The 11941-nt window shown below is 37.6% G+C and carries 15 protein-coding genes, 1 tRNA gene and 1 pseudogene; 6 read left to right on the forward strand and 11 right to left on the reverse strand.

The window, feature by feature from the left end:
* Positions 1–20: 20 nt before the first annotated feature.
* The 3 genes from FA584_RS00095 to FA584_RS00105 all read right to left on the reverse strand — a co-directional run bounded on the left by FA584_RS00095 (position 21) and on the right by FA584_RS00105 (position 1589).
* Entirely contained in the window at positions 21–257 is a 237-nt protein-coding gene (locus FA584_RS00095; RefSeq protein ID WP_167749894.1) for a hypothetical protein, read from the reverse strand.
* A 213-nt stretch (positions 258–470) separates the two neighbouring features.
* Positions 471–848: a hypothetical protein gene (locus FA584_RS00100; RefSeq protein ID WP_167749895.1), complete on the reverse strand. Its 378-nt coding sequence runs from the start codon at positions 846–848 to the stop codon at positions 471–473.
* A 27-nt stretch (positions 849–875) separates the two neighbouring features.
* Positions 876–1589 carry a hypothetical protein gene (locus tag FA584_RS00105; protein ID WP_167749896.1) on the reverse strand — a complete coding sequence of 238 codons (714 nt, stop codon included), beginning with the start codon at positions 1587–1589 and terminating at the stop codon, positions 876–878.
* Between the two features lie 143 nt (positions 1590–1732).
* Here FA584_RS00105 and istA point away from each other — a divergent pair, with 143 nt between their 5' ends.
* Positions 1733–2845 carry an IS21 family transposase gene (gene istA, locus FA584_RS00110; protein WP_167749319.1) on the forward strand — a complete coding sequence of 371 codons (1113 nt, stop codon included), beginning with the start codon at positions 1733–1735 and terminating at the stop codon, positions 2843–2845.
* Positions 2836–3653: pseudogene (istB, locus tag FA584_RS00115) on the forward strand (IS21-like element helper ATPase IstB). The gene istA and the pseudogene istB overlap by 10 nt, the downstream one beginning before the upstream one ends.
* Here the strand turns inward: istB and FA584_RS00120 are convergent.
* The 7 genes from FA584_RS00120 to FA584_RS00150 all read right to left on the reverse strand — a co-directional run bounded on the left by FA584_RS00120 (position 3650) and on the right by FA584_RS00150 (position 8730).
* Complete coding sequence (locus tag FA584_RS00120; protein WP_167749897.1) at positions 3650–3910, reverse strand: hypothetical protein; 261 nt, start codon at positions 3908–3910, stop codon at positions 3650–3652. The pseudogene istB and the gene FA584_RS00120 overlap by 4 nt on opposite strands.
* A gap of 240 nt (positions 3911–4150) precedes the next feature.
* Positions 4151–4238, reverse strand: a tRNA-Ser gene (locus FA584_RS00125).
* A gap of 103 nt (positions 4239–4341) precedes the next feature.
* Positions 4342–5421, reverse strand: coding sequence for a methyl-accepting chemotaxis protein (locus FA584_RS14750; RefSeq protein WP_096045419.1), 1080 nt, complete (start codon positions 5419–5421; stop codon positions 4342–4344).
* Between the two features lie 80 nt (positions 5422–5501).
* A complete protein-coding gene (cheQ, locus tag FA584_RS00135) occupies positions 5502–5978 on the reverse strand; it encodes a cheVAW transcriptional regulator CheQ (RefSeq protein WP_096045420.1) in 477 nt (158 codons plus the stop codon).
* A 1-nt stretch (position 5979) separates the two neighbouring features.
* Positions 5980–7563, reverse strand: coding sequence for an aspartate:alanine exchanger family transporter (locus tag FA584_RS00140; protein ID WP_096045421.1), 1584 nt, complete (start codon positions 7561–7563; stop codon positions 5980–5982).
* Between the two features lie 70 nt (positions 7564–7633).
* Positions 7634–8170, reverse strand: a complete 537-nt coding sequence (locus tag FA584_RS00145) for a carboxymuconolactone decarboxylase family protein (RefSeq protein WP_096045422.1) — start codon at positions 8168–8170, stop codon at positions 7634–7636.
* Positions 8161–8730: a cysteine hydrolase family protein gene (locus FA584_RS00150; RefSeq protein WP_096045423.1), complete on the reverse strand. Its 570-nt coding sequence runs from the start codon at positions 8728–8730 to the stop codon at positions 8161–8163. Before FA584_RS00150 ends, FA584_RS00145 begins: the two co-directional genes overlap by 10 nt.
* A gap of 107 nt (positions 8731–8837) precedes the next feature.
* On the opposite strand from FA584_RS00150, the gene FA584_RS00155 reads away from it, so the two are divergent.
* From FA584_RS00155 to FA584_RS00170, 4 genes are all read left to right on the forward strand, one after another.
* Positions 8838–9404 (forward strand): TetR/AcrR family transcriptional regulator, encoded by a 567-nt coding sequence (locus tag FA584_RS00155; RefSeq protein WP_096045424.1) that lies wholly within the window; start codon positions 8838–8840, stop codon positions 9402–9404.
* On the forward strand, positions 9401–9835 hold the full coding sequence (locus tag FA584_RS00160; protein ID WP_096045425.1) for a GNAT family N-acetyltransferase: 435 nt from the start codon (positions 9401–9403) through the stop codon (positions 9833–9835). The genes FA584_RS00155 and FA584_RS00160 overlap by 4 nt, the downstream gene beginning before the upstream one ends.
* 67 nt (positions 9836–9902) lie before the next feature.
* Positions 9903–10325: a DUF3995 domain-containing protein gene (locus tag FA584_RS00165; protein WP_096045426.1), complete on the forward strand. Its 423-nt coding sequence runs from the start codon at positions 9903–9905 to the stop codon at positions 10323–10325.
* Between the two features lie 101 nt (positions 10326–10426).
* Positions 10427–11272: an AraC family transcriptional regulator gene (locus FA584_RS00170; protein ID WP_167749898.1), complete on the forward strand. Its 846-nt coding sequence runs from the start codon at positions 10427–10429 to the stop codon at positions 11270–11272.
* Positions 11273–11312: 40 nt separating this feature from the next.
* Here the strand turns inward: FA584_RS00170 and FA584_RS00175 are convergent, their stop codons facing one another.
* Positions 11313–11927 (reverse strand): class I SAM-dependent DNA methyltransferase, encoded by a 615-nt coding sequence (locus FA584_RS00175; RefSeq protein ID WP_167749899.1) that lies wholly within the window; start codon positions 11925–11927, stop codon positions 11313–11315.
* Positions 11928–11941 lie beyond the last annotated feature (14 nt).

Here is an 11941-nt window from a genome sequence, read left to right on the forward strand (position 1 = left end):
CTTTGGTTGATAGTATTGTATTAAATGTGAAGTTCTGGGTACTCATCTGAAATTTTTTTTAAAACTTCTTCTTGACTCATAGATTGTAATTTTTCATATTGGTCATTGGTTATTTTCATACAATCATTTAAGTATAATGGTTCATAGAATTTTGTATGTCCATTGAATCCTTCCAATGGATTTGTATTCTGTATCTCATAAATGCCTTTCCCTGCTACAACTGTTTTATCATATAAATTAAATTTATAAATACTCATTTTAGTCCTTTTGAATAATTAAATACTTTGTTATTTTTTGTTCTAAAACTATGATTTAAAAGAGAAAAATGTGTATTAAGAACTATTTGGGGTTATATTATACTAAAAGATAATTTTTGCCTAGGATAAAGTATACTTTCCTAGGCCTTTTGTACAAGTGAAGAGATTAACTCCACCTCCCCACTAATTTTGTTTTATATATAATTATTGTGTTTAGCGGGGAGTTAACCTTCTAAAAATATCAATATCAGTTTTATCAAGAGTAAGATGATATTTTGCCAAATTCAATTGATTGTTTGACACTTGTTGAAGTTTTTCTGCAATAGTTGCTTCAATACATGCCATATTATTATGCAATATATCTTTTAAACTCATGTTTTCTTGAGCTTTAATCAAAGCATCTCTATTGTCATCTTGAGAGAAGTTACTTAACCTTGCAGCTTCATCACTTCTTAGCTCTTCTAAAAATTCTTTGCTTATAAGAACATTAATCTTTTTTTCATTGCCATTTTCTTTGACAAGGATATTTACTGCTATACCAGCACTTATACAATCATTGACAGTCTCTATATCCAACTCTACTTCTATCATTTGTTAATTCTCCATTATCATGAATTTTTAGTGTAAATAAACATCATATCTTTTTGGCATGGTGTTGTACATCATCAAATTATTATTGAGTTGTTGCATTTGTAGATCATTATTCAAGTTTTGCATTGCTTGATTAAAATTTGCTTGTTCTGCTGCTTGGGCTTGTCTTTGAGCTGCTTGGGCTTGGGCTTCTTGCGCTTTAATAGCTCTTTCTTGTCCCATTTGTTTTCTTTTTACTTCTTTTGCTTGATTAATTTGAGCTAATTTTGCATCAATTTTGATTTTTAATTGAGCAATTTTTTCATCTTCATGGCATATTGCTTTATATTCATTATTATCCATAAAATCAACTTTTACACTATCTTTGCAGATTTTCTTTTTATATTTTTCTTTAATGATTAATGCTTTATTTTGAGCTTCTAAAGCAAGATTTGCTTCTTTCTTAATTTCTTCAAAGACAGCATCAGCTTTATTAAAATAGCTTTGTGGTAACTGTACTCTTCTTATTAATGCTCCATTTGACATTTCACCAGCATTAGTACCACCTTGTTTCATTGTAGCAAAGCCATATCCATTGAATTTGTTTGTTTTATTGTCTTTGAGATTAAATTCATACTTTCTATTATCAAATTCATTAGTTGTAAAATCCATTATCACATAACCAAAATTTGGATAAAGTTTCCCATAATAAGTTAAATCAGAAAATGGATAATTTCTAATTGATAATGCAGGTGTTTTCAATGTTTCTCTTACACCATATGTCAAACGAACTGCTAAACTGGTCAGTAGAAAATGTAATTTGAGAGTTGCATTTTGATTTAAAACCTTAAAGAACCAAGTTAAATTGGTTAAACTCCATTTTCAATTTTTTGGAAAGGAGTTGAATGTTAAAAAAAGGTGAAATTAAAATGATAAAGAAGTTTTTAGCTGAAGGGTTTAGTAAAAGTGCCATTGCTAGAAAGTTAGGTATTTCAAGAGAAACTGTAAGGCGCTATGCCAATCTTCCAGATGATTATATTCCCCATATCAATAGACCTCCTGTGATTAACAGTGTTGATCCTTATTTGCCACATATCGCCAAGATGTTAGAGACGGCAGAGCAGCAGAAAAGTGAAATACCCTTAACCGTCATTTATGAAGAGATTAAGAAGCTTGGATATGATGGAAGTCTAAGGTGGCTTCAACAAGTCATACTAAGATATGAGCTTAGAGCTCGAGCCAAATTAGATGAGCCTATTATACGCTTTGAAACCAAACCAGCCCAGCAGATGCAAGTTGACTGGGTAGAGTTTCCCAAGGATAATTTATCCGCCTTTGTAGCGACGATGGGTTACTCTAGAGCATCTTATGTGGAATACGTTAATAATGAGAAGATTGAGACCTTGATAGGGTGCCATATGAACGCTTTTGCCTACTTTGGTGGTGTTCCAAAAGAGTGTTTATATGACAATATGAAAACTGTCATATTGTCACGAAATGACTATGGTAAAGGTGATCATAGATTCAATCCCTTGTTTGCTGACTTTGCCAAACACTGTGGATTTAGTATCAAAGTATGCAAACCCTATCGCGCTAAAACCAAAGGAAAAGTTGAGAGATTTAACCATTATCTGCGGTATAACTTTCATAATGGATTACGAGTGAGACTCTCTATGAAACATTACACATTAACGCTTGATAATGCAAATGCGGAAGTTCTAAAATGGTTGGACAATACCGCCAATAAACGCATCCACCAAACGACATTACAGATGCCATTTGAGTTGTTAGCACAGGAGCAGTTACAGCTACTTCCTGTGCCTAAAGCCTATCAAGGAATCCACCCTAAAGCTTTGATTGAAAGTGTAGCTAAAAAATATTCCCCAATCAATTCTCACAAAGACTTGGAAAAATTATATATCCCCAATAGAGACATTCAATGTTACGATGAGTTTATACCCATGGTTGCAAACATCATCCTTCCTGTTGGATTTTATGGTGGTGCATTATGGAGTTAGATACCTCTATCGATGAGTTATGTAAAGAACTCAAGCTCTCTATCATAGGCGAAAAATATCATGATATTGCCAGTATGGCAGCTAAAGAGAATTGGCAATATACACAGTTCTTGGAGGAGGTATTACGAGTGGAAGTAGATAATAGACTAGGAAGGTCTAAAAATATGTTGACCAAACTCGCAGGATTCCCAGTTATTAAGACATTAGAGCAGTTTGATTACACTTTCTCCGTTGGCGTGAACCGTAAACAGATTGAAGAACTCTCAAGCCTAATATTTGTTAAAAAGTATGAGAACATCATCCTCTTAGGTGAAAGTGGTGTGGGTAAAACACATCTTGCTATTGCGCTAGCACTCAAAGCGGTGCAACATCGCATAAAGTAAGATTTACCACCATAAGTGAGCTTTTAAGTAATGCAAATAGAGCCAAAAAAGAGAAAAAATATGATAGCTTCTTGAAATCTATCGCCTCTCCATCGGTACTTGTCATTGATGAGATTGGATATTTCAATATGAGCAAAGAAGAAGCCAATCACTTTTTTCAAATTATTTCTAAACGCTATGAAAAAAGCTCTACCATTTTTACTTCAAATCTTGTATTTAGTAAATGGGTTCAAGTCTTTGCAGGAGATAAAATCGTTACAACCGCTATATTAGATCGAGTGTTACATCACTCACATATCATCAATATTCAAGGAGATAGCTACCGACTTAAAGAGAAGAAACAAACAGGAGTTTTACACTCAGAAATCTATAAGTTTGAAGCTAAATCTTCAAACATAGAAGGTCAAAATCAAGAGGTGGTTTAAGTTTCAATTCGCAACTTTTTTACACTATAAACTGACCAGTTCTGCGCTTCGCTTGACAGTTCATTTTTATCATTGATTTTATATAGTGTTTGTTTTGTGAGTTGTTTTTGTTTTAACAGGCTTGAGTATGAGCTATTTTTACCTAAAGCTTTTATACCTAACTCTAGAATTTTTTCTAATGTTTCCCCATCAAACTCTAAATTACTATTTAGCTCTGATTTGATAATGTTTTTTACATCTTCTTCTTGTTTTTTCATACTATTTATACTCTTTAGAATGTTATCTCTTAAGATTATACAATATTCTAAATTGTTACTTTTTAAAGAGATTTTGCAAGGAATGTTATTAATTCTTTTACTAAAATAATAAACATTGTGTCTTTTGTACAAGTATTTGTTTTGTTGTTGGACAGGTGTTGGACAAAAAGTTGGACACTTTAAATTATTAAAATCTAAAATCTCTTGAAAGTGGCTATTTGTAGGGGTTTGAGGACATACTGGCAGAGAGGAAGGGATTCGAACCCTCGGTGAGTTGCCCCACACACGCGTTCCAGGCGTGCTCCTTCAACCGCTCGGACACCTCTCTATGATCGGAAGAGTGGAAGTATAACGATTTTGTGCTTATTTGAGGATTAATGACATCAAGTGAGTTGATGCCATTAATCCTTCTTCTAGGCACATATTACGTTTTACTCTTTACGAATGCTTTTAAAAGCTTCAATCAATTTTTCAAAACCAATTTTACTTGATTTTTCGACAGAGCGAAATAGCTCAATTCCTTCTCGTGAGTCTGAATGTGTCGCAAATGCGTCAATCGCTTTTTTCAAGCCATCATGAACACCAATGTGGTGGTTACTAACCTCTTGTACAATGGCGTTATTAAGTTTAGCGCTAATATTGCCAAACCACTTACCAAAGCGACATGATGTATGTCCCAAGATATCAATTTTTTTCTGTGAGAGGGCTGCATTGTAGCCTTGGAGTTTGAGGAGAATATGATCAATTTTACCATTGCTGACAGAAATTTCATTGGTTACATTGTCACATTTATTGGTAATACTTTGTGAATTTGAAAGCATTGTTGTAATCTCGCCACTAAACGCTTCTAATATTTTCATAGAGGCGCGTGATTCCGTTTGGAATGTTTCACTAGTATCGGCCATAGAGTTAGTGTTCTGTTTGAGAATGCTAATGTTTGATTCGACTTCGAGGGTTGCTTTTTGGGTGCGTTCAGCAAGTTTACGCACCTCATCGGCGACAACAGCAAAACCACGCCCATGTTCTCCTGCACGTGCAGCTTCAATAGCGGCATTGAGTGCTAAAAGATTGGTTTGGTCTGAAATATCTTTAATAAGGTTGATAATGTCACTGATGGCAGAAACACTGCTTGAGAGGTTTTCAACATCATGTGTAAATTTTTGCGTGAGTTCTTGCACTTTTTCAAGAGATTGGGCAATATCTTTGGTTTGTATTCCGATACTTTCTCCCCCTTTAAGTGAAGCATTATTGAGTGTGTTAATCTCATTGAGCATCGTTAAGCTTTCTTCAATGGTATTTTGAAGGAAGTTCATACCATCTTCATAGCTTCCAAGTAGAATTGTTAAAAGCTCATCTTTAGTTTGATTGATAGGTGTTGCATTCTGAGTTTCTTCTAAAGATTTTTGTTGAGATTGTTCATGTCGTATGACTTCGCTCTTGAGTGTTTCAAGTTCGTTTTTAAGTGTCTGATTTTCAGTTTCTAATTCTGCTATACGTCGTCCGCCAAACATTATTTTCTCCTTTGGTTTAAGTACAAAGCATTATAACGAAGAAGCGTGACTTTTGTGTTGTAATCCAATAACGTTTTAGGTTAATAATACCCCACGCAGATCCCACTCGAAAGCGTGATTTTTTTTTCAAAAGGAGAAGGACCAAAATACTTACATTTTTCAATGTAGATATGGTAGTTGTAGTCTAATTTCAAATCATCGTAAAATTTTTGGAGATTGACCAATTTGATATCACATACATCAATAATCTCTAATGCTTTGTAGATGCAAGAGTTGTTGTGTTCTATGAGATGGGAAGGCGCAAGTCCTGTATATTTGCAAAAGGCTTGAGATTGTACCATTCCTGTAAGATTTGTGCACTGTTTAACAATCTCTTTGTATTTAGGAATGATGCTCTCTTTTCGCAGGAATACTACCCTTGCATCATCAAATTTCGCGGCTTCAACATCTTTCCAGTAACGATAGGCATTGGATGAAATTCCTGCAAGGAGGCTAAATTCTTTGTTTAAAACATAATTATTGAGCCAATGATTGTGCGTCAGGATGTCCATCTGCATGTTACATAATCTTCATACCCAGTTGCGCAAGGACAATAACCAGTACCAAACCAAGAGGATAAACCGCTGCATAAGCGATGGAAGGGTAGTCTGTTTTGGTCATGTTGTTTGCCATCGTTAATGAAGGGGTAGAGGTCATAGCGCCTGAGAGTAGACCTAAAATATCTAAGAAATTCATCTTGAAAATTTTTCGACATATAAACGTTATAAGACCCAAAGAGAGAATAAGCGCACCAAGGGCGAGTATGATGGGTAAAATGCCATTGTTTTCTAGTGACTCAACGAGGTATTTGCCTGCATTCGTGCCCAGTGTTGCGATAAAAATGAGTTGACCAAGCGTTTTTAAAAGTGTCGTTGAATGGGGTGAAAGATTCCATACGATTGGTCCAACACGTCCAAGACGCCCAAGGATTAAGGCGGTAATTAAGATACCACCAACAAAGCTGAGTTTGATGTCGCCTACACCTGGGATATAAAGAGGAATGCTTCCTAATAAAATACCAAACACAACTCCCAAAGAAATAGGTAAAAAATCTGCAGCGGGATATTTTAAAAGATCATTACCAATGAGTTTTGTCACTTTTTCACCATACGCATTAGGTGCAACAACGTAGAGTTTATCACCAAGACGCAAGGTAAGGCTTGGGTATGCAGGAATATCAATACCTGCACGTCTTACTTTTGTAATCACCGCACGAAGAGATTTCAGCTCTTTGATCATACCGATTTTTTTACCCACGATCTCTTTTGAAGTGGTGAGGAGTCTAAGAACGATCATATTGTCTTGGAATTCATGCTCTTCTCCAATCTCTTGACCCAAAACGATGCTGAGATTTGCCAGTTGTTCTTCCGTTCCTGCAACTCTAATAACATCTCCAAAACTCAAAGAAACGTCTTCCGTGGTATGGTCAATCGCGCCATCTGAGGTCATACGTTCAATGACCGTAGAGGTCATGCTCTCTATTTTGGATTTTTTGATTTCGATATTTCTGAAGTTTTCATTGGTAATGCGAAAGTTACGAGTCAAAATGTCAGGAAAGCGTACTTTTTGACTTGACTCGTACTCTTCAACCTCTTTTTGTAAATCAACACGAAAAAGCACTGGAAGTAGACGAATAAAAAGTACTGTTGCCACAATTCCAAAAGGATAAACTAGGCCGAAAATAACAGAAGTCGTTGGTGTATGCTTAATCTCAAGAGCTGCCGCAAGTGCTGGAACGCTGGTAAGGGCTCCTGTAAAAATACCATCGATGATGGTTTTAGGCATCTCAAAAAAGTAACCAAAACCAAAAATAATGACAAAGAGCAAGACTAAAAGTGCCGTAGCAATTAAATTGAGCTTGAGTCCTTCATGCTTGATGGTATCGAAGAAACCAGGACCAGATTGAAGCCCTACTGCATAGATAAAAATCGCCAATCCAAAGTATTGAAATGCATCAGAGATTACCATACCAAAATGCCCTGCGATGAGTGCTACGATAAGCATGGCGGTCACATCCAGAGAAAAGCCTCTGACTTTGATATTACCTAAGATATAACCGACAGAAATGATGGAAAAAAGATAGAAAATTTCATTATTAATCATAAAAAAGTGTGCCTTAAAAGAATTAGACGAATTATACCTTAATTAGCCGTTACTTTTAAGGCAAATGTGACTAAAAATCTTTCTCGATTTTAAACGCATCAAAGATGATGTCAACAGCAGTCATACGTGCACCATGATTGGTTGCGTCGAGTATTTCACCATCGGTATAACCAAGATCACGAAGTATTTGAACATCTTTGGCTTCAACGTCGTGTGGTGTTCGCACCGCTTTGAGAACAAAGAGAAGCATTGCTTTTTCTTTCTCCTCAAGTTTTGCACTTTTTGGGTCAGCACGCATTGCTTCCACTTCTTTAGGGGTCCAGCCCAGCATGTTGATGAGGATAGAAGCATTCATATCGACACAATAGCTACAGCTGTTTTTATCGGAAATAAGCATACGAATAGAGGCAAGCAAAGGCATCGAAAGGCTTTTTTGTTTAACCATGTAATATTCGATGAAACTCATTTGCTGTTTGATCAGCTCTGGACTTGCACTAAAGATTTGCGCTGAGTTACTCACTCGTCCGCGCATTGCAGTGATTTTTCCATAAAGCTCTGCGAGCTCACCTGTGGCATTTTCGGGTTTGACGGTATTGATTAATGGCATGATGTTTCCTTTTTAAGTAATGGTATCCATTCGTTAAGCGTTAAAACGCGACTAAATCCAAATGCTTGCGCGACTAAAAAAGCTTGGTGCAACTCTTGTGCACTCACCTCCCCTGCTTCATTGGAAAATGCCAGCGTGCCATTGGCATCGCTTAAAAACTCGACGTTAAAACCAAGTTGTGAGGCATCACGCGCCGTGGCGTCGCAACAGTTTTGCGTCATATAGCCTATGATGGCAACAGTGTCGACACCAAGAGTTCGCAATCTGTAGTTTAAGTCTGTTCCTGCAAAAGAGCTCGCATGGTTTTTCTCAATATAAAGGCCAGGCTTTAGTTTCTTGAGCTCATCGTGAAATTCCCATAGGTAGCTTCCTCGTACAAAGGCTCCTGCATCTTTTTGAAGGCTGGTATGTTGCACAAAAACGATCAAAATTTCCGCTTTTTGCGCTTCGGAAATGGCTGTTTTGATCCGCTCAAAACTATGGGGTGGATAGCTAATCGGTAAAGCACCGCCATCAAAATACTCATTTTGAACATCCACAACAATAAGAGCACGTTTCATAAAACCTCCTTGACTGTTTGGTCAAGTGAAGTTTAACAAAAATTGACCATTTAGTCAAGTAATGTAAAAATATGCTATAATCAACTCAATTACACAAGGAAAAAGAGATGGAAACGACACGAGATAAGCTTATTAATGCCACCTTTGACGAAGTTTTTTCGCATGGCTATCAAGGTGCATCACTCTGCGATATCTTAGCTAAAGCAGGCGTTCACAAAGGTTCTATGTACCACTTCTTCGCCAATAAAAAAGAGATGGCACTTGCTGCGATCGAAGAAGTGATACTCAAAAAAAATCTAGAAAAATACAGCTATGTCGAAACCTACACCAGCGGCTTTTTGGAAGAGTTTTACACACGCCTGCGCGACACATCAGTGCGTGACTTTCAACGTGGCTGCCCCATTGCCAATGTCGTGCAAGAGATGTCTAACATCGATGAAGATTTTAACACCTTGATGAAGTCCATCTACGGTGCATTTCGCACCAACGTCAAAGCCATTTTCGACAAAGCGGTGACCGTAGGAGAGATGAAACCCTGCGATACAACCAAACTGGCTCTTTTTACCACTTCAACCATTGAGGGCGCTATACTTTCGGCAAAAGCGACACAGAACGTTCAGGATTACGTCGATGTGATAGAGGAGTTGATTGAGCATATTGAGGGGAAGCGATGAAAATAGTGAGAATTACAAAAAATGATTTACCAAAACTATCAACGCTTTTTACGGAGTTTATAGGAACCAAAAGCAATCTTGGCAAAATGTCTTCCAGTTTGGACTCTATAATGGCAAATCCAAATTATAGTGTATTGGGCGCAAAAATAGAGGATGATTTAATCGGCTCAGCTATGGGAATTATTTGCTTTGACTTAGTGGGAGAATGCCAATCTTTCATGGTGATAGAAAATGTTGTCGTCGCAACACATGCGAGGAGTAAAGGTGTTGGAAGGGCACTTATGAGTGCTTTGGAAGCTGAAGCATTAAAAGCTAATTGCCGTTACATAATGCTCGTATCTTCAATAAGTAGAGTAGATGCTCATGAGTTTTATAAATCACTTGGATATGAAACTGATGGATTTAAGGGATTTAAAAAGTATATGGTGTAAAATTTAGCGATATTGGAGTAGTTTTGAATACGCAATTATTCTATATTTTTATCTATTAAGGAAAAAAATGAACATTATCACGATAGTTGCTATTGTCTCTTTGATAGGCATTGGAGTATTACATTTTTATTGGGCATTGGGTGGCAAGGTTTGGCTTAATAAGTCAATACCGACCATCAATGGAAAACCTTTGTTGCACCCTGGAAAAATTGCGACCATTGTTGTAGGTATAGTTTTAATTGGATTTGCTTGGATTGCATCTGCGCTTTCTTTTGGCGATTTATATTCAACTTTATACGGTAAGTATATAGTATATTTTGGATGGATTGTATCAGGGATATTTATTGTGCGTGCTATTGGGGATTTTAATACTGTTGGTTTTTTCAAAAAAATAAAAACTTCGGATTTTGCATTGTATGATACAAAATTTTATTCGCCCTATGCCCTATTTATCGGGATTGTATTTGCACTTTTATCTTATCAAGTGTAAAGAGCTATACGTTATACAGTCTTGAAAACTTAGCAATATCGGAGTAGTTTTATTTTTCCGCTTTTTCTACAATACTCCAAACGCAAAGCAAAAGAGGTGCGATGAAAGCAAGTACCAGGGAAGATTATGTTCGCTTGGTGTATAAGGTCGTTTTTTACATCGAGCAAAACGCAGACAAAGAGCTAAGCCTTGAAGAATTAGCCAAAGTGGCGGGCTTTTCAAAGTACCATTTTCATCGCATTTTCAAAGCCGTGACGGGAGAAAATATCGGCGATTTTATCGCTCGGGTGAGGTTGGTGTATTCGGCGTGGAAGCTAAAAACCGAACCTAAGATCACCGATGTAGCGCTCTCCTGCGGGTTTGAAACTAACGCCTCGTTTAGCAAAGCGTTCAAAAACCGCTTCGGCGTGAGTCCGCGCACCTACGCAACTCAGCTGAAAGCGAACAAAGGAGTTGTGATGCTAAAACCAACGATGGTCGAGTTTAAACCAATGAGTGTTTTTTACGTACGAAAAACGGGCGCGTACGAAACTTCTTCGTGCGAAGCGTGGAATGTCTTGATGGCGTTTGCCTATGAGCAAAAAATGAAGTTTCATAAAAATATTATGGGAAAAGCGACGATGCACTTTGGCGTTGGACACGATAATCCCAGTTTGGTCGAGCAAAATTTACTGCGTTATGATGCGTGCATTACCTGCGAGGATGAAAGCATTGAGGTCAAAGGTGAAGTCTTTAAAAAGGTGCTTGATGGTGGAAAATGTGCAGTGTTTTTGCACAAAGGGCCGTATGAAAACCTTAAAGCGACGTATGCTCAGATTATGGATTGGGTGGTGAGCGAGGGTGTTGGGCTTCGTGATGCACCTGTGTTTGAGAAGTACCTCAACCGAGACCCAAGACGCACGAAACCTGAGAACTTGCGAACGGAGATTTACGTGCCGATTGTTTAGAAAAACATTTTACATGTAAAGATTTTCGATGAAAAAATCCCTAGCGTTTGCGCCCTGTCAATAAAAAGATGGGGTAGTCTCCATACGGTTTTTTTGCCACACTGACGATTTCGATAGTGACATCTTCAAAGCCTGCTTTTTGCGCCCACGTGGCAAACTCTTCTTGGTCAAATCCAAAGTGAAACACGCCCATATCTTCGGTGTGAAACGTGCCATCTTCTTTGTCCAAATCCGCTAAAGCGATGGTTCCCCCGCTGTTAAGCAAACGGTAAAACGTGTGAAAAAGCGCTTGCACATCTTCGACGTGATGAATGGTCATGGAAGAGATGATGCCATCAAAGGTTGCATCAACCTCTGTATTGACCAAGTCGATTTCAAGCATCTCAAGTTCACACGGCAATTGCTCTTTTTTGGCACGAAGCGCTTCATTCATCGAAGGCGAGATGTCGATGGTTGTCATTTTGCGCACAAACGGTGCGATCTGTTCGGTCAAAAGCCCTGTGCCTGAGCCAAAGTCCATCACATGGGTTGTGGTTTTATCGTAGATAAGTCTCTCTAAAATAGCTTCGCCAATGTTTTTAACGTTGTTGGTTCGTGTAACTTCTTTTTCGTATGTTTTTGATTTTTCATGAAAATAGTCTTTGGAGGGTTGCATAGGTAGCCTTTTGA

The organism is Sulfurospirillum diekertiae (assembly GCF_011769985.2).
Classification (GTDB): domain Bacteria; phylum Campylobacterota; class Campylobacteria; order Campylobacterales; family Sulfurospirillaceae; genus Sulfurospirillum; species Sulfurospirillum diekertiae.

Excerpts from the sequence above, each read along its gene's own strand:
- FA584_RS00095 (WP_167749894.1), bottom strand. The coding sequence starts at position 257 with ATGAGTATTTATAAATTTAATTTATATGATAAAACAGTTGTAGCAGGG.
- FA584_RS00100 (WP_167749895.1), bottom strand. The coding sequence starts at position 848 with ATGATAGAAGTAGAGTTGGATATAGAGACTGTCAATGATTGTATAAGT.
- istA (WP_167749319.1), top strand. The coding sequence starts at position 1,733 with ATGTTAAAAAAAGGTGAAATTAAAATGATAAAGAAGTTTTTAGCTGAA.
- FA584_RS00120 (WP_167749897.1), bottom strand. The coding sequence starts at position 3,910 with ATGAAAAAACAAGAAGAAGATGTAAAAAACATTATCAAATCAGAGCTA.
- FA584_RS14750 (WP_096045419.1), bottom strand. The coding sequence starts at position 5,421 with ATGTTTGGCGGACGACGTATAGCAGAATTAGAAACTGAAAATCAGACA.
- cheQ (WP_096045420.1), bottom strand. The coding sequence starts at position 5,978 with ATGCAGATGGACATCCTGACGCACAATCATTGGCTCAATAATTATGTT.
- FA584_RS00140 (WP_096045421.1), bottom strand. The coding sequence starts at position 7,563 with ATGATTAATAATGAAATTTTCTATCTTTTTTCCATCATTTCTGTCGGT.
- FA584_RS00145 (WP_096045422.1), bottom strand. The coding sequence starts at position 8,170 with ATGCCATTAATCAATACCGTCAAACCCGAAAATGCCACAGGTGAGCTC.
- FA584_RS00150 (WP_096045423.1), bottom strand. The coding sequence starts at position 8,730 with ATGAAACGTGCTCTTATTGTTGTGGATGTTCAAAATGAGTATTTTGAT.
- FA584_RS00155 (WP_096045424.1), top strand. The coding sequence starts at position 8,838 with ATGGAAACGACACGAGATAAGCTTATTAATGCCACCTTTGACGAAGTT.
- FA584_RS00160 (WP_096045425.1), top strand. The coding sequence starts at position 9,401 with ATGAAAATAGTGAGAATTACAAAAAATGATTTACCAAAACTATCAACG.
- FA584_RS00165 (WP_096045426.1), top strand. The coding sequence starts at position 9,903 with ATGAACATTATCACGATAGTTGCTATTGTCTCTTTGATAGGCATTGGA.
- FA584_RS00170 (WP_167749898.1), top strand. The coding sequence starts at position 10,427 with ATGAAAGCAAGTACCAGGGAAGATTATGTTCGCTTGGTGTATAAGGTC.
- FA584_RS00175 (WP_167749899.1), bottom strand. The coding sequence starts at position 11,927 with ATGCAACCCTCCAAAGACTATTTTCATGAAAAATCAAAAACATACGAA.